This is a genomic window from Luteibacter sp. HA06 (assembly GCF_054061215.1).
Genome location: NZ_JBSSDZ010000001.1, coordinates 2,162,506 through 2,179,743, shown reverse-complemented (window position 1 = coordinate 2,179,743; position 17,238 = coordinate 2,162,506). Strand labels below are relative to the sequence as shown.

At 64.1% G+C, this 17,238-nt stretch carries 15 protein-coding genes; all 15 read right to left on the bottom strand.

All coding sequences use genetic code 11. From position 1 onward, the window contains the following. Positions 1 to 1,341: a type VI secretion system baseplate subunit TssK gene (gene tssK, locus ACVWWJ_RS09975; RefSeq protein WP_456967667.1), complete on the bottom strand. Its 1,341-nt coding sequence runs from the start codon at positions 1,339 to 1,341 to the stop codon at positions 1 to 3. Then, entirely contained in the window at positions 1,338 to 2,744 is a 1,407-nt protein-coding gene (gene tagH, locus ACVWWJ_RS09970) for a type VI secretion system-associated FHA domain protein TagH (protein ID WP_456967666.1), read from the bottom strand. Before tagH ends, tssK begins: the two co-directional genes overlap by 4 nt. Beyond that, positions 2,741 to 3,277: a DUF6931 family protein gene (locus ACVWWJ_RS09965; protein ID WP_456967665.1), complete on the bottom strand. Its 537-nt coding sequence runs from the start codon at positions 3,275 to 3,277 to the stop codon at positions 2,741 to 2,743. Before ACVWWJ_RS09965 ends, tagH begins: the two co-directional genes overlap by 4 nt. Positions 3,278 to 3,282: 5 nt before the next feature. Further along, positions 3,283 to 5,247: a type VI secretion system Vgr family protein gene (locus tag ACVWWJ_RS09960; protein WP_456967664.1), complete on the bottom strand. Its 1,965-nt coding sequence runs from the start codon at positions 5,245 to 5,247 to the stop codon at positions 3,283 to 3,285. Continuing rightward, positions 5,244 to 6,056, bottom strand: coding sequence for a hypothetical protein (locus ACVWWJ_RS09955; protein WP_456967663.1), 813 nt, complete (start codon positions 6,054 to 6,056; stop codon positions 5,244 to 5,246). The genes ACVWWJ_RS09960 and ACVWWJ_RS09955 overlap by 4 nt, the downstream gene beginning before the upstream one ends. A gap of 19 nt (positions 6,057 to 6,075) precedes the next feature. Further along, complete coding sequence (gene tssH / locus ACVWWJ_RS09950; RefSeq protein ID WP_456967662.1) at positions 6,076 to 8,778, bottom strand: type VI secretion system ATPase TssH; 2,703 nt, start codon at positions 8,776 to 8,778, stop codon at positions 6,076 to 6,078. Further along, positions 8,775 to 9,815, bottom strand: a complete 1,041-nt coding sequence (gene tssG / locus ACVWWJ_RS09945; protein ID WP_456967661.1) for a type VI secretion system baseplate subunit TssG — start codon at positions 9,813 to 9,815, stop codon at positions 8,775 to 8,777. Before tssG ends, tssH begins: the two co-directional genes overlap by 4 nt. After that, the gene (gene tssF / locus ACVWWJ_RS09940; protein WP_456967660.1) at positions 9,779 to 11,644 is read right to left on the bottom strand and encodes a type VI secretion system baseplate subunit TssF; all 1,866 of its coding nucleotides are present in this window, start codon (positions 11,642 to 11,644) and stop codon (positions 9,779 to 9,781) included. Before tssF ends, tssG begins: the two co-directional genes overlap by 37 nt. A 4-nt stretch (positions 11,645 to 11,648) precedes the next feature. Then, positions 11,649 to 12,152 (bottom strand): type VI secretion system baseplate subunit TssE, encoded by a 504-nt coding sequence (tssE, locus tag ACVWWJ_RS09935; RefSeq protein ID WP_456967659.1) that lies wholly within the window; start codon positions 12,150 to 12,152, stop codon positions 11,649 to 11,651. 7 nt (positions 12,153 to 12,159) lie between these two features. Continuing rightward, positions 12,160 to 12,666, bottom strand: a complete 507-nt coding sequence (locus ACVWWJ_RS09930; protein WP_456967658.1) for an Hcp family type VI secretion system effector — start codon at positions 12,664 to 12,666, stop codon at positions 12,160 to 12,162. A gap of 39 nt (positions 12,667 to 12,705) precedes the next feature. Next, entirely contained in the window at positions 12,706 to 14,199 is a 1,494-nt protein-coding gene (gene tssC / locus ACVWWJ_RS09925; protein ID WP_456967657.1) for a type VI secretion system contractile sheath large subunit, read from the bottom strand. Between the two features lie 3 nt (positions 14,200 to 14,202). Continuing rightward, complete coding sequence (gene tssB, locus ACVWWJ_RS09920) at positions 14,203 to 14,718, bottom strand: type VI secretion system contractile sheath small subunit (RefSeq protein WP_456967656.1); 516 nt, start codon at positions 14,716 to 14,718, stop codon at positions 14,203 to 14,205. Positions 14,719 to 14,948: 230 nt separating this feature from the next. Continuing rightward, entirely contained in the window at positions 14,949 to 15,710 is a 762-nt protein-coding gene (locus tag ACVWWJ_RS09915) for a molybdopterin-binding protein (RefSeq protein WP_456967655.1), read from the bottom strand. Beyond that, positions 15,697 to 16,494 carry a cytochrome b/b6 domain-containing protein gene (locus ACVWWJ_RS09910; protein WP_456967654.1) on the bottom strand — a complete coding sequence of 266 codons (798 nt, stop codon included), beginning with the start codon at positions 16,492 to 16,494 and terminating at the stop codon, positions 15,697 to 15,699. The genes ACVWWJ_RS09915 and ACVWWJ_RS09910 overlap by 14 nt, the downstream gene beginning before the upstream one ends. Before the next feature lie 75 nt (positions 16,495 to 16,569). Next, positions 16,570 to 17,229 (bottom strand): class I SAM-dependent methyltransferase, encoded by a 660-nt coding sequence (locus ACVWWJ_RS09905; protein WP_456967653.1) that lies wholly within the window; start codon positions 17,227 to 17,229, stop codon positions 16,570 to 16,572. Positions 17,230 to 17,238 lie beyond the last annotated feature (9 nt).

The window sequence follows — 17,238 nt, the reverse complement described above, 5'->3', positions numbered from 1 at the left end:
TCAACTCCTTACCGCCCACAGCTCCAGCGCCAGGCCGTCGAAGCCATCGCCAAAGTGCAGCGCGACGCCGCCCGAAGTACGCAGGGTTCTCCACATCGGCGAGGCGGTATCCAGTTCGAAGTACTGGTAGCCCGCGTGGAAGGGAATCTGTCGCGGTGCGACCGCGAGGGACGCCACGGCGATACCGGGCAGCTGAAGGTTGACCAGGTCGCGGATCTTCTCCACCGGGCCGATCTTTGACTGCGACGGCAGCCGACGACGCATGTCGGCGGCGGCGATGTCGGCCTTGGCGGCAAGCACGAAGGACGCGCCGTCGAGCAAGCTGCCATCGGCAACCGTTCCCACCCACACGCCGTACTTGCGTTGTTGCAGCGGCACGGGGATCGCTGTCTGCTCCAGGACGGCACTGAGGCTCACGCGCAGTCCCGCGATGACCGGTTCGAAACTCTCGCGAAGGCGATCGTGCCGATACGGGGGAAACGTCTCGCTGCGCTTGCCCGGCGTGGTGAAGGTCGCCATTTCCCCGGCCATGCCTATTAGCAGGCGGTAGAGGTCTTCCGGATGAAGCAAGGGCGCCTCGGCGAGATGCGCCACTTGCGGCTGGTACCGATTGACCAGCTGCAGCATGAGGAAGTCGGCAAGCTCGGCCGTGCTCGTCCGGTCGGTACCCCCGACACGGCCGGCCAATGCTTCGCCGCGCTGGTGCAGCAGGCCAAGCAATTCGGTGAGGAACAGCGTGAGCCTTTCGGATGCCCGGCAGGCCAGTGCGCTGGGCACGAAGCCATCGTCGAGCACAACGCGACGGTCCGCCCGGCACTCCACCAGATGGGCGAGTGGAAGCTCGACCAGCCCTTCGCGCGCCTGAGATGCCGCCGTCAACCGGGTGCTCATGCCGGCGACTTCAAGCACCACGCTCTCGGTCGTACTTCCGGAGGCATCGCTGACTTCCGCCTCGCGCACCGCGAACCGCGCGAGCTGGCCCGGCACCTGCGTACCCGGCCAGAGGCTTTCCGGCTGGGAGGGCGTCCGCAATGGCAGACTCAGGTAGATCACCTGATCGCGCCAGTTCGTGTCGATCTCCAGCGGCGGTGGTAGCGGATCGCGATCTGGCATGGAGAATGGCGTGCCGTCGGGGAAGACACCGCGCGCCCGCCGAATGCCGAGCTTGCCGATCGACAGCAGGTCGCGCTCGATTTCCAGTTCGTCGAAGCCCCACGGATGCGGGCGCAACGTGGCTGCGCGCAACTCCACGTAACGCTCGGTATAGCGGTCCTGCTGCTGCATGTGCTGCGGGCGAAGGAACAGGCCCTCGCTCCACACCACCTTATTGAATGCTGTCATGGTCGGTTCCGGTCAGCGCCGTCGCGCTTGGCGCGCGCCAGTTGATCTTCATAGGCCCGGGCGAATTCATCGCCGAAAAGGCGGCGAAAACGTTCTTCGGGGTCGGCAGCCAGGCCATCGAAATGTGCGCGGTAGCGTTCCCACGGCCCCTTCGCCGCAGCGAAGCCAAAGCGCGGGCGACGCGATTCGCCCTCCTCGAAACGCGACGGATCGAACTGCGTGATCAGGTCGTCGAAGGCCGCGCGCACGCCTGCCAACAAGGCGACCTGGTGCAGACGGATATCGTCCATCGCATCGGTGATCGCCGCCTCACCCGAGAGAAATGCTTCGTTGGGCGCCGCCAGGACGCGTGACAAGGCTTCACTGCCCGTGGGCGCGAACTTCAGTGGGTTGTTTTCCCGTCGCTGGATCAAGGTGGCCGGCAGGCGGAAGCCGTTCTTCAGTTCCGCGCGTGCACGCAGTACATCCATTACCCCTTCGAGGACTAGGGTAAACAGCGATTCCATGTTGGTCGCTACCGGTATCGATGCTTGCGTCTGCGTCTGCGACGACGGTGTTGGTGCAGCTACCTGCGTAAATGCAGGTGCATGATTGGCTTCCCGCACGGCCACCGCTGCGACGGCGGCTACTGCTACAGATGCGGGCCCGGATAAAACCGGGGCAACGAGGTCTGGAAGGGCGGCGCGCTCCTGCGTCGTCGGCAAGGTAAACACGCTGCGTGTGCGATCCCAGTTCTCGGGTAGGACCGCGGGACCCTGCCGCTCGATGGTTAGCGGTTGCACTTGCGGCGCATCGAAATGTCCGTCCATCGGTGACGCATGACTCCAGTGGGCGGCAGACTCGATGTCGCGACTTGCCTCGTGAGCCGACGGCACGTCGCTACCCAACCACGCCAGCGGATCGAGCGACCCCACAGCGTCGGCGACACCAGGTATCAGCGAGGGCGACGCGCTCTGTGCCATGAAGGGAAGCGGTACCGGCTCGGACACCGCGGGCTCCCTTCGCGAGACGCGCAAGGTTTGCAGGGTCTCGTCACGGTCACGACGCGCGGTCGCCTCCGCCACGTCCGGCGTCGGCAACTCCACGGTCACCAGGATCTCGAACGTATCCAGTTGCAGGCGATCGCCATCACTGAGCGATACCGGCTCCCCGCCACGCAGCGGCGCGCCGTTCAACAGCATGCCGTTTGTGCTCCGGTCCTCCAGGAAGTAGAGACCATTGAGGTGGCGCACGAAGGCATGCTGGCGGGACACGCCCTGGGCCTGCAGCACCCAGTCGCAGTGCTCGGCGCGGCCGATGCTCAGGTCATGGCCCTCGATGCGCACAGAAGTGCGTTCGGACACGTCGCCGGCATGGTCGCCGAGCACCGAGAGCACGAGGCTCGATGCGGTGGATGAGTTCATGCGGATTCCTCCGGGGGAAGCAGTGCCATCGCCGAGGCGACGAACGCGCGGCTGCGCGCATCAAAATCGGGAAACGTGGATGCCAGTGACAGCAATGCAGCCGCTGCCACGACCGCCATGAGCTGGGCGGCGACGGGTGCCACCTCACTGCCCTCGGCGTCAAGGAGGAAGCCTTCCGACCAGGCCGCGCTCGCGGCGACCAGCGCACCGACGCCGACGTAGTGCCTGTCCGCAGCAAAGGCCAGCGCGCTGCGTCGGCGGGGCTCGCCTCGATCGCGTAGCCACGCCTCGGCGGCAAGTAGGCCATCCAAGGCGTCGCCCTCGGGCACTTGGGCGCGGACGCATTGGCAGAGCCACGGCACGACGTAGCCACGCGGCGCCAGGCGCAGCGCCATGCGCAGGGCAACCCCGACGTCCCCGTGAGCGAGGAGCACGCGGACAGCCGCACGTTCGCTCATGTCGTCTCGAAGCAGCGCGACGGCATGGACGTCCAGACCCATCTCGCGGGCTGCCGCCGTTATGGTGAGACGCATGGCGGTCACAGCAGCAACGGCGGCATGCCTTTCAGCACGGCCGGACCCAGGGTGGAAGAGAGCATCAACGCGGCGCCCGACGTCACCGCTATCGCCGCGGTGGCGTTCACCGTGACCGTGGCTCCGGCGGTGATGGACACGGCGGCGCCGGATGTAAGCGAGGTCGCACCACCGGAAACAAGATTGATCGTGGCCGCGCCGTTGAGCGCGATCCTGCTGCCGATGATCTGGATCTCGCCGGTGCGCTTCATCACGATGCGCGCCAGACCGGTCACCAGTTCGATCTCCTCACCGGCCTCGATACTCAGGCGGCGACCAACCTTTAGCGTGTCGTCGCGACCCACGTCGTGGGAGCGGTCGCGTTTGATCGTGTCGTTTTCGTCGCGGTCGATCGTCGAGATGTGGTCGTTCTCGGCCTCATGGCGAAGATCACGCTGCGCGTGGAAGAGCAACTCCTCGGCGCCCTTGCGATCTTCAAAGCGGATCTCGTTGGCCTCACCGGAAGCCCCACGCAGACTGCGGCTGACCACGCCACTGCGCGTGCGGTCCTCGGGCAGCGCGTAAGGTGGCATGTGCTCCTGGTTGTAGACGCTGCCCAGGATCAGCGGACGGTCCGGATGGCCTTCGTGAAAACCGACGACGACCTCCTGGCCGACGCGCGGAATGAACTGCGCTCCCCACCGCTTGCCCGCCCAGCTCGAGGCGACGCGTACGGGACAGGACTGGTCGGCCTTCGGTTTGGAGGATGGATTCCAGAAGAACGTGACCTGGACGCGCCCGTAACTGTCGACCTCGATGTCTTCATCCGTCTCCCCGTACACCACGGCTGTCTGCACGCCTGCGATGACCGGCCGCGGTGTCGTCTGTGCCGAGCGGAAAGGCTGGCGGCTGCGGATCACCCGGAACTGACAGGCAAAGGGCGCTTCGTCCTGGTCCGGCTCGACGCCGCCGCCCTGGTAGTCAACCTCGACCAGCCGTGTCGTCGCAGACACCACCAGGTATTCCTGGTTCGCGTCGGCGAGCGGGAAATCCTTCAACCGGAACAGGGCGCCCGTAGTCAGCCCGACGGCATCGGTCGCGCCCGAAGAAGTGGCCTGCGGCACGTTCAGCGCATCGGCGCGGACCTGCGCGTAACGCTGTCCGTCCGCAAGTTGCTGTGCGTAGCCTACCGAGCCGTAGGGATAGTCATAGATTTCCAGACCCGGAACGCCATGCAGATCGGCGCTATCTGTCGCCTGCTCGTTCGCCAACAGCGACGCACGCGGACGCTGGTAATCGTAAGCGTCCAGCCGCACGCGCGTCGGGTTGACGGTACGTCCGCTTGTCCAGTCGCTGATCGATGCCTTCATCCGATGGCCCCGCTCGGTGGGCGGTGCGTAAGGAATCGTCTCGAACGTGGCTACCGCCGAGTGCGCCCCGAGGGCGTCGGCCAGCACCATGGTGTGGCTTCCCGATGCGTGCGTGAAGTAGTAGTAGATACCCTCCTGCTCCATCAACCGGCTGATGAAATCGAAATAACTCTCGCGGTACTGCACACAGTACTCACGCGGGGAATAGTTCGCCGTGAGGCTGAGCCGGACATCGCCGTAGCCGAACTCGGCCAGGACCTCCCGAACGATCTGCGGCACCGTCTTGCTCTTGTAGATGCGGCAATCCGAGGTCTGCCGCAGCAGCCAGGGCTTGGGCACCACCATGAAGGTGTAGACGGCATACCGCACGTTATCGACCTGCACGAACGCGCCCTGCTCCGCCTCGGCGACGATGCCGTTGTAGTAACGGACATAGCCTTGTGGCGTGGTCACCGTCACTGTCATCGGGGTGCCCAGCAACGCACGAAGGTCGACCGAGGCGTTCTTGCTGATCGCTTCGATACGGAACGTGGAAAGCCGCCCGAGCTCTTCGGTCGCGCTCATGTTGGCGATGAGCAGCGTCTCACCCACGCCCGATGTCAGCTTGATGGCGTGGGTCACCGCGACCAGTCCAGATAAAACGTCGGAGGTACCGTGACGACATCGGTGACCATCAGGTCCTGCTGCCCGTTGGTGATGGGCATCTCTAGCGAGGGTAGCGACCGGGGCAAGGTCACACGTACCCCGGCAGTCAACTTGACGTCGCCCGACGTGAGTGTCTCCGTGAGACGCCTGCGCTCGCCGTCGTCAGCCTCACCGGGCCACAACCGCAAGGGGCGGGTGCCCGCCATGCAATGCGCTGCATACGAACGGTTGTTAGCGGCAACCCAGCAGTTATGGGGCTCGTGATAGAAGATCTTCAGGGGATTCCGATCGATGCCCAGACCACGTTCCTGGAACTCGGATGCTACGACCCTCAATGGCCGACCATTGATCAACGGCACGCCCAGCGTCTGATTCTGATCGCCGGTGCGTGATTCAGCGAAGGTGGAAGCGACCCGCTTCTGGCCGAACCGGATCAACCCGATATCGGTGCGGGACGACACGTTTCGCCCCCACCGCTGCAACAGGTCGTCGAAGGTCACTTTTCCTTTCGAGGCGTCAGTCTCGTCAACCGCTACGCGCTTGCCGGTATCGAACGCCTTTACCATGGCTTTCAGGCGCGCGTAGATGACGAGATCCCACGCCTCGATATAGCGCTTGCCGAAGGCCACGATCTGGTCGTACTCGACGGAGTATTTCTTGATGTCTGCAACGATGAGTTCCACCGAATCGTCGCGTTCGGAGGCTGCCCTGGCGTGATAGTCACTGCCGGTCGGGAGGAAGAGCTCCATGTCCTTGATGAATTTGTCGATGTGATTCTTGTTCATTGTGTCGTCTCGCTAGGCATCAGGCGCTGGTCAACTCGGCTTGAACATCGGCGCGGTCGAATCGGTACAGGAATCCGCCCGGAGCCGCGTCAACGGTCACGCACTGCACGGTTTGTCCACTGATGGTCCGCGTCAGCAGTTCGCGGCTGATCTCCGGGAGCATCGTGTTCGTCAGGATCGCGTCGATCATGCGACCTCCGCTTTCGCTCTCGGTGCAACGACTGACGACGAGCGACATGGCCGCCTCGGTGCACTCGAAAGGCACGCGGTAGCGATCCTCGACACGTCGCTTGATGCGCTGAAGTTGCAGCCGGACGATCTCGCCGAGCATCCGCTGGCTCAGTGGGTAATACGGAACAGCAACGAGCCGCCCCAGCAACGCGGGTGGAAAGACATCGAGCAAGGGCGCGCGCAGTGCGGACGTCATCGTCTCGAGGTCCGGCACGCGCGCCGCGTCAGCGCAGAGGCGATCGATCGTTTCAGTGCCCGCGTTGGTCGTCAGGATGATGAGCGTGTTACGGAAATCGATCCGGCGCCCTTCCCCGTCCTCCATGACGCCCTTGTCGAACACCTGGAAGAAGATCTCATGGACATCGGGATGAGCTTTCTCTACCTCATCCAGCAGCACCACCGAATAGGGACGACGACGCACCGCTTCGGTAAGTACGCCGCCCTCGCCGTAACCCACGTATCCGGGAGGTGCTCCCTTCAGCGTAGAGACGGTGTGGGCCTCCTGGAACTCGCTCATGTTGATCGTGATGAGGTTGTGCTCGCCCCCGTAAAGCGTCTCGGCCAGCGCCAACGCCGTCTCGGTCTTCCCCACACCGGACGTGCCCGCGAGCATAAAGACGCCGATGGGTTTGTCGGGGTTGTCCAGTCCGGCGCGCGAGGTCTGCACGCGTTTGGCGATCATTTCCATGGCATGGTCCTGCCCGATGACCCGCTGGCTCATCAGGGCAGCCAGGTTCATCACGGTCTGCAGTTCGCTGCGAACCATGCCGCCGACAGGAATGCCGGTCCAGTCTGCGACGACCGCAGCCACCGCCTGCTGGTCGACGGCGGGCAGGATCAACGGCGCTTCGCCCTGGCGTTCGGCGAGCTCAGCCTGCAGTGTGCGCAGCTCGACGAGCATGGCCTCGCGTCCGTCACCGGTGTCGCCAGGCGGCACCTCCGCGACGCCGCGAAGCCGGGCACGCAGTTCGAGAATGGCCCTGACCAGATGGCCCTCCTCAGTCCAGTCGTGTTCCAGCTCGCTCACGCGGTGCACTTCAGCGGTCAGCGCGGCCTCGACGGCGTTCTTGCGCTCGAGGACGTCGATACCTATCGCGCCTTCACGAGCGATGATGGCCTGCTCGGCTTCGAGTGCCTCGATGCGCCGACGGGCATCGGCGACGCGTGCCGGCACCGCATGGTGACTGACCGCGACCCGCGCACAGGCGGTGTCGAGCAGGCTCACGCCCTTGTCCGGAAGCTGTCGGGCGGGGATGTAGCGATGCGACAAGCGCACCGCCGCTTCGATCGCTTCATCCAGCACCTGGACACCGTGATGCGCTTCCATCACGCCGGCCACCGTGCGTAGCATCAGCACGGCTTTCGCCTCGTCCGGCTCGGCGACCTGCACCGTCTGGAAGCGACGGGTCAGGGCCGGGTCCTTTTCGATGTGCTTCTTGTATTCGGCCCAGGTAGTTGCGCCGATCGTGCGCAGGGTGCCACGGGCCAGGGCGGGTTTGAGCAGGTTGGCGGCATCGCCCGTACCGGCGGCGCCGCCGGCGCCAACCAGCGTGTGCGCCTCGTCGATGAACAGGATCACCGGTGTTGCCGATGCCTGCACCTCATCCACTACCTGGCGGAGGCGGCTCTCGAATTCGCCCTTCATGCTTGCGCCGGCTTGTAGCAGCCCGACGTCCAGCACGCGCAATTCCACATCGCGAAGAGACGGCGGCACATCGCCGGCGACGATACGCTGCGCAAAGCCTTCGACGACCGCGGTCTTGCCGACACCGGCCTCGCCGACCAGCATGGGATTGTTCTGCCGACGACGCATGAGGATGTCGACAACCTGGCGAATCTCATCGTCGCGACCGACGACGGGATCGATATTGCCCTCTCGCGCCTGCGCGGTCAGGTCCACGGTGTAGCGCTGCAACCCTTCACGTTTGCCCATCTGGGCCGGTGCCGGTGCGCCATCCGCCGAGCTCCCAGGGGCGTCGCTCATCCGGAAGCCATCGGAGGCAGCGAGATGCTCCTCGGGAGACCCGGTGATCATGCCGGGAAGTTCGTCGACCAGGCCTTCCGCACGCACCTTGGTGAACTCGTTCGAGATCCCGGTCAGCACGTGACGAAGCCGACGCGTACGAACGATGCCGGCAAGCAGGTAACCCGTGCGCACCTGCGTCTCGCCAAAGCTAAGCGTGGCGTACACCCAGGCGCGCTCGACGGCTTCTTCGATGTCGGCGGAGAGATCACTGACCGCGGTTGCCCCACCAGGCAGCCGTTCCAGCGCCTCGTCCACGTCACGCGCCAGGCGCGAAGGATCGATACCCACATGGCGGACAATTCGATGGAGATCGGAATCACCCAGCTGCAGGATCTGCTGCAGCCAGTGCACTAGCTCGACCTCGCGATGTCCACGCAGGCGGCAGGCGACCGTGGCGCCCTCGATGGCTTTATAGGCAACGGCGTTGAGCTTGCCGAACAGGGCGGTACGACTGATGTCGGTCACGATGGCGTCCTCGAACGATTCGAAACAGAAAGGGGTTGCAGGACCAGGTCGTCGGCGTCGCCAGGACCGGCGAACCGGCCCATCCACGCGGACAGGCCCATCCGGGCACCACGACCCAGGTGCGTCAGCGGCACCTCGTCGCGACGCAGCACCAGTTGGACGTCCCAGTCGAGCCCATCACCCACGTAGAAGCGCACGGCGGCGAGCAACTCACCGAGGGCATCTCCGCCGGGAAGAAAGCGTCGGTAATCGGCGAACGCCATGGGCCCCAGGCGTATGCGGAAGCGATGCTGTGCACCGCGCACGGCGGCGCCGAGTACCGCGGTCGTGCCGAGTCCGGCCATGGACTTGCCCACGCGCAGGCGCCCCTCGTCGGGCAGCGGCAGCCAGGCCACGGCAAATTCATCCAGGTGCACGGGCACGGCGAAGAAGGCGGCAAGCAGCGCCACGAGTCCTTCGGCGTTCCGCGCCTGGGCAACGATGCGTCCCGCCATGTAACGGCGGAAACGGTCCGGCAAGGCATCGCGTGCGCCCAGCGAAGGACTGTCGATACCCACGAGCGCGCCAAGGAAGTGCGCGAAGGCGTCCTCCTCGGGCCGGTCCATCTGAACCGTCGGCTGCGCGTCGGCCCAGGCCCGGTAGAAGAGGCTCAGCATGCGGTGATGGAACACATCCGCGAAGGCGGTGAATGTGCGGTCGCGCGCGAGTCGCTCGCGCTCCAGCGTGTACTCGGTGAGGTGAAGGGGCAAGGCGCCATTCGGGCCCCATAGGCCCAGCATCAGGCTGTGGATGCGCGGGGTCGGGCCGTCGTCGTTCTCGACGCGATCGATGGTGCGCGAAGCAAACACCAGCGCGGGTGTGTGCGCCAGACGCACGGGGTCATCCGCGGGGCGCACGGAATAACCGAGCCGCGGATGCTCCGTGTAAACGCACTCGATCCGCCGCAATGCCTGGAACCAGTCGAACGACGACGGATCGGCACGCAACGTATCGAGCAGCGCTACAGGATCGGGCGCGTGCCGGAACGAGCCGTCCACCGTGCCACCTCATTGCGTTCAAGCGTATGCAGCACGGTCTCGGTGAACGAGTTCAGCGAGACGTACCGGGCGAAGAAATTCTGCATCACGGAGCCGAACAGGAAGGCACCGGTGCCTTCGAAGGCCTGGTCCTCACAGGTCAGGCGAATCTCCAGGCCACGGCCATAGGTCACCGGGCCAGCGATCGGAAGACGCCTCACGATAGGCGCCGAACGCACCTCGCGCAGCCCCTCGACCAGACGGCGCGATGCCGCGTCGTATTCATCGCTATAAAGCAGGAGCATCTCGCGTAACGCCGCCGCGCCGTCATCGTGCTCCAGCAACGAGAGATAGTTCAGTTGCAGGTGACTGACCAGCTTCCACGCCGCCTGCCCTTCCGCCATCGCAGCACGCGGGCGCGTTGGTCCCGCTACGCAGCGAATGGACCGCACGGGCGCATCGGTGTCGAGCATCAGGTCCGTACTGCCCTTCCCCACCGGCATATGCAGCGGAAGGTCGCGGTTACTGCACAGCAGGCGCATGCCCAGCTGGCGGAGGCTGCTCGCGTATGGCGCTTCGCGTCCATCGACCAGCGACAGAAACACCTCACCGCCCACATAGCTGGAGCGCGGCCCGTCACGGCGCTGTCGTTGGGAAGCCACGCGCGGTTCGCGGCGCAGCGTATAGAACGCCGAGGCGGGCTGGTGCCACGTCCGCGCATTGCCACCATAGAACGGAAAGAAGCTCTGCTCGGGCTCCTGGCTATCGCCAAATCCCTGCACGTCTTCGACACCGTAGATTTCGAAGTCCATCGGCCGCGTGCGGTCGGCCAGCACGTGGTACTCGGCGGCGCCATCGCGAAGATGGATGCGATCCGATCGGCGCGGAAAGAGGTTGATCGCCGGGGTACAGAAGAGCCGCAGGTACGATGCGTCGACCGCCTTGTCCAGCCGCGCGACGGAACGGTCCAGCCAGACCACGATGTCGAAGGCGGTTGCGCTGGAACGTGGAAGCAGCCGGCGCAGGCCGGTGAACGCGGCAAACTGGAAGCGTTGCGGGCATGCAAAGTATTCCTGCAGCAGCCGATAACCGCTGAACGAGCGATCGCTCACCGGCAGCAAGGCTTCGGCATCGGTGAAACCACGCGGCTCGATGGCCGCCTGACCCGTGTGTCGAACGGAGTCGCCGGCGACGACGGAGAAGCCCATGCCGTTACCCAGCACCTGCTCGTACAGCAGGCTGGCAAGGTCGCCCGCACCAGCGAAGAACACCGGCAGTTCGTCGAAGGCGAGCGCATCCAGCTGGACGCCGGCACTCAGCTTGAAGCGGAGGCGTAATGCGGCGCGCGCACTGCTCCCCGGCGGAACATGCAGTCCTGCCGCCGCAATCGCTGCGGGACTGGACAGATAACGCGCCTCGTCCAGCGACAAGGGCAACAGGTTCACCGGGTGGGCCGTGCGATATTCGCAAGCCGTGCGCTCGCCGAAGCCGATCTGGCTGCGCAGCGCCGTGCCGCGCGACACGAGATGACCTTCGCCCGGCAGGCTTTCCCCGCTGTCCGGCGACATCTCGACCACGGTCATCGATGGAACGGGCGCGAGATACTGGGGATAGAGCATCTGCAAGAGGTGCTGGGTGAAGACAGGATGCTGCGCGTCCATCTTCATCTGCACGCGCGCCGACAGGAAGGCAAAGCCTTCCAGCAGACGCTCGACATAGGGATCCGCACACTCCATGCCATCCATGCCCAGGCGGCCAGCGATCTTCGGATACGCGGCGGCAAACTCCGCGCCCGTTTCACGGACGTGCTGAAGTTCCTGGTTGTAATAGCGGAGAAGTCTGGGATCCATAATCTCAGCCGAGGCCGTCGAAAACGCTGAAGCGTGCGGTTTCCAGGTCGACTTCGGTCTTCAGGTAAAGGTTGAGTGGCAAGGGCTGCGCCCACATCGTCGATTCGATGCTGAAAGACAGTGTCAGGCGGTCCATTCGCGCGGTGTCGGCCTTGACGTCCACGTGCAACGTGGCCGGATCCAGGCGTGGTTCGAACGTGGTGATCGCCGTGCGGATACGCTGGCGAAGCACCTCGATATCCAGTCCCGCGATGGCCGCACCCGTAAGGTCCGGGATGCCGTAGTCGAGTACCGAAGACTCGACATACGGCAACCCGGCCAGTTGCTCCGACGACCAGTGGCGCGTGGTATTGAACAGCCAGCCCAGGTCGCGCACGACGTACTCACGCAAGCGGGCCGCCGTGATCACGCGCTTGTCCCGGCTCTCCTGCGCAACGTGGGGTTCGTCGTCGCGCAGGCGATCGAGCAACGAGGGCTGCAGTCGCTCCTGGGTGGTCAGCTCGGCCATGCGACGATCAGGCCGTGCCCTTCACCTGCTGCATGTCGTAGGTGAAGTCCTTGGTGCCGCCCGTCGCCTTGCCCTTGTCGTCCTGGGGCTGGAACGAGTACTTGAACTTACCGAAATGCAGGGTGATGTTTTCGGTCAGGCGCTCATCGCCGCCGCTGCCGCCGGTGGACACCGAGGTGATCATGACGCCCTCGGTCAGCTCGATGGTCACGAAGTCGGTCTGTTCGCCCGTCGCATTGGTGACGTAAAGGGTCGCACTGTCCACGCGTGCACCGGTGCAGACGGCGTTGATCAGCGCGTTCGAACAGGAATCGACGAACTTGGTGATCGTGATGTCCTGCACATTCGCCTTGCCGCCCGACGCGTAGCCCGCACCGGTGTGGAGGTTGCCCGAGTTACTGGCGCCCCACGACCAGGCGATGATCGGCACCTGGTCCTTGTGCTTGGCGTGATTGGAAGCACCCTCGATCTTTACCTGACCGGGGCCGAACTTGAGATGCATGTCGAAAGCCATGAACGCTTTTCCTCGTATGACGCTTGATTAGGGAAGGACTCAGGCGGCCTTGCCGGAAGGCAGGCGAGCAACCAGACGCAGCGAGACCGTGAGGCCTTCGAGCTGGTAGTGCGGTTTGAGGTAGAACTTGGAGGTGTAATAGCCGGGGTTGCCCTCCACCTCTTCGACCACCACCTGCGCCGCAGCGAGCGGCTTGCGCGCCTTGGTCTCTTCGTTGGAGTTGACCGGGTCGCCGTCCACGTAATTGAGGATCCAGCGGGTGAGCCAGTCCTGCATCTGCTCACGCGTGCTGAAGGAGCCGATCTTGTCCCGCACGATGCACTTCAGGTAATGCGCGAACCGCGAGCAGGCGAACATGTAAGGCAGGCGCGCGCTCAGCGCCGCGTTGGCTGTCGCATCCGGGTCGTCGTACTCCTCCGGACGGGCCAGCGACTGCGCCCCGATAAAGGCGGCCATGTCGGAATTCTTGCGATGCACCACCGGCATCAGGCCCATCCTGTCCAGCTCGGCCGAGCGACGGTCGGTGATGGCGATTTCCGTCGGACACTTCATGTCCACGCCGCCATCGTCGGTCGGAAAGACGTGCGCCGGCAGGTTATCCACCGTGCCGCCCGACTCCACGCCGCGGATACGCGTGCACCAGCCGTACTGCTTGAAGGAGCGGTTGATGTTGACGCCCATCGCATAGGCAGCGTTCTGCCAGGTGTACTTCGTGGAGTCGGCACCGCTGGTGTCTTCCTCGAAATCGAACTCCTCCACCGGGTCGGTCTTCGCACCATAAGGAAGCCGCGAAAGCGTGCGGGGCATGGTCAAGGCCACGTACTTGGCATCTTCGCTGTCGCGTAGTGACCGCCATGCCGCGTAGTCGGGCGTGGAATAGATCTTGGCGAGGTCACGCGGGTTGGCGAGCTCATTCCAGCCGTCCATGCCGAGCAGGCCGGGCGCCGCGGCCGCAATGAACGGCGCGTGTGATGCCGCTGCGACTTGCGCCATACCGCGCAGCAACTCGACGTCCTGCGGGCCGTGATCGAAGTAGTAGTCGCCGATGAGGCAGCCGTAAGGCTCTCCACCGAGCTGGCCGTACTCTTCTTCGTACACCTTCTTGAAGATCGGGCTCTGGTCCCACGCCGTGCCCTTGTAGCGCTTGAGCGTGCGACCGAGGTCGTTCTTGGACAGGTTCATCACGCGGATCTTCAGCTGCGGATCCGTCTCGGTGTTGGTCACCAGGTGATGCAGCCCGCGCCAGGCACCTTCCAGCTTCTGAAAGTCCGGGTGGTGGAGGATCAGGTTGACCTGCTCGCTCAGCTTGCGGTCGATCTCGGCGATATAGGCGTTGATCGTCTGCGTGACGTCGTCGGAAACGATGTCCGAGCGGTCGAGCACCTGCTCGGCCAGCGTGCGAACAGCGGACTCCACCTCGACACGGGCGCGCTCGCTCTTCGGGCGGAATTCCTTGGTGAGCAAGGCGGCGAAGTCACCGCCCTCGGTGGTCTGGACGAGGGCCTCGGCGGCCTGGGTCTGCGTGGTCGCCATCGGTCAGTCTTCCTTCGTATCGGTGCTTGCCGAGCGGGTCGCGGCAAGCGCGGCCAGCAACGCCGGGTCCTGGATCGCCTGCGCGATCAGCTTCTCGGCGCCCGCTTTCCCGTCCAGATAGGTGCCCAGGTTGGCCAGCTGCGTACGTGCCTCGAGTAGCTTCGCCAGCGGCTCGACATGACGAGCGATGGCCGCGGGAGAGAAATCGTCGAGGTGGCCGAAGCGCATCTCGATGGCCAGGTTGCCCTCGCCGGTCAGCGTATTGGGGACGTTGAACGACACCGTCGGCCGGATCGACTCGAGACGGTCGTTGAAGTTGTCGACATCGATCTCGAGTGCCTTGCGCTCTTCGACCGGCGGCAGGTCAGCCGCGCTCGCGCCGGAGAGATCGGTCATGACGCCCATCACGAAGGGAATGCTCACCTTCTTCTGGGCACCGTAAAGCTCCACGTCGTATTCGATCTGGACGCGTGGGGCGCGGTTTCGTGCAATGAACTTCTGGCTGCTCGACTTTGCCATCGTTTTTCCTACGTAATCGATAGATACGATCAATGGATATGACGTCACTTTTTCATGACATCAATCGAGCGGCCATTCTCGGCCGACCCCGGCCGGAGCTGAAATCATTGGTTGGTATAGGAGGCATAACGAGATGTGATCACTCGCGATGCAACTCTTTGCGGTGCGGGGGGCACGGCACGGTTTTGCTTACAGACGGAGCGTCTTGAACAGCGAGCGACGCGGGTTCGTCAGATTCCTGCGTACCACTCGTAGCCGTTGTCTTCCCAGTAGCCGCCATAACCGCCTTCGATGTCGTCGAAGCTGTCGACGAGTTCGATGCGTTTGATGTACTTCGCCTGCTTGTAGCCCAGTTGCCGCTCCACCCTGAGTCGCAAGGGAGCGCCGTTGGCCACGGGCAAGGACGCGCCGTTCAACCCGTAGGCGAGGATCGTCTGGGGGTGTCGCGCTTCCTCCATGTCGATGCTCTCGTAGTAGAACGTGTCGTCGTCCCATTTGTCGTAGCAATGGAAGACGACGTACCTGGCCGTCTTGCGGGGACGCACGGCATCGAGAACTTTGCCCAATGGCGTACCCGTCCACTGGCCGATCGCGCTCCAGCCTTCGACGCAGTCGTGGCGGGTAATCTGTGTGCGCTGTCCCAGGGACGCGAGCTCGTCGATGCTCCATGTCCGAGGCGCCTCCACCAGGCCGCCCACGGCCACCCGGTAGTCCCGGAACCCATTGGCCATCAACTGGACGTAGTCCGCCGTGTCCGGCATGAGCGTGCCGTTCCCCCTGAAAACGGGGGAAATTTCCGCGACCGTGAATTCTTTCGCCAGCCGCGTCGACGGCGACAGCAGGCCCTGAGCTCTCTGGGTGAGGCCCTCCGCACTGTCGAGGATACGGCTACCTTTGTCGCTGTCCGACACCCGGTCACAGCCGACAAGGAGCAGCCCGAGCGCGGAGGTGATCGCATTCCGCAAGAAGTCGCGACGCTCATTCGTGCTCATGCTTGTCCTCCACCCTGACGTAGCCGGTAATCATGCTCCGTAGCTGGTTGACCACGCCACTGATCAGGACTTCAAAGAGATGCACGGCGACGAAGACAACGAGACTGCAGGCCAGCAGGAAATGAAACGACCTGGCCGACTGCCTGCCTCCTACGAGATCGACAAGCCACGGAAACGCCGCATTCAGTCGTGGTGACAAGGTCAGTCCCATCGTCACGATGGCGCACGCTGCAACGATGACGCCGAGGTAGGCAAGCCGTTGCAGCACGTTATAACGCGCGTCGGCACCATCGGTATGTCGCAACCGAAGATGATCCTTGATCGACTGGCCGAGGCTGCGCCAGTCACTTCGGGTCGGTATCAGGTCACGGGAAAGATGCCTGGATCCCACCGACCATGCGATGTAAGCCGCCCCGTTCAGGACGAATAGCCAGCCGAAGAAAAAGTGCCATCGGCGCCCCATGGCGAGGGAGCGAGGCCCGGGAATGGTTGCCCACGAGGGGAATCCACGCTGGACATGCTCCCCTCCGGATGTCGAAGCCCCCAGCACCCCGTCCGTCGGAATGCTGTGCCCGAAAAGGACGGTTTGGCCGTACGGGCGTCCGTCCGTCGCACGGACTGCGGTGAGCTCCAGCCAGGTCGACTGGGGAGTATTGGTCTCCCCCCAGCTGAGGCTCGGGTGTGCGTTGAAGATCTGCAGGCCGCTACCAAGCAACACCGTCAGGCAAATGACGTTGATCCAGTGCATGAGCCGTACAGGCCAACGGTGGCGGTAAACCTTCATCGGCTGATGATGCGCGCGCAACGGGCCCGGGGACAACCTCTTTCGAGTCTGGGCCGGATCATCCCCGGGTAGCTGTCAGGGCTTCACAAACCGATAGGCGAAGCGATCGGTCTGTCCCTTGATCGAGGGATCGAACACTTTGATCGAGCGAGGATCGTCCTTATTCGCGAGCAAGGCGCTTTCAGCGTCGAGCACGAAACCGGCCGACTCCACTTCCGCACGGACAGATGCAGGGTCGATCCGATGCAGTGACTGGGCGTCGCTCGTGCCTGACCCATCAGCAGCGGCGTGGTCGACGATGACATAGACACCACCACGCTTGAGCCGCTCGAAGACGATCCGGTTAAAGTCAGCCGCGTTCCCTCCCTTCTTCCGCATCAGCTCGGTGTGGAGATCGTGATAGAACAGGTGCATCCAAAGCACGTCGACGGGTTGCGTCGCCTCCGGCATCCCGATGAGATCCGCGGAGACGGCTTCGACGTTTGCGCGACCGGGCTCCTGTGCGATCGCCCGCATGCGATCGACCTGATCGGCCTTCAGGTCGGAAATTTCTGTCGGCACGAAGCTGTAGACACGGCCTTCCGGCCCCACAACCTCGGAGAAGCGGCGCGTCCAGTCACCGTCTCCCGGGTAAACATCGATAACCGTCGATCCCGCATCGACGCGGGCGAACCGGATCAACTCGGACTGCTGGGATTCGTCGTACATCATGATCTCCGTTACGGTTTTTGGCATGACGCCGGC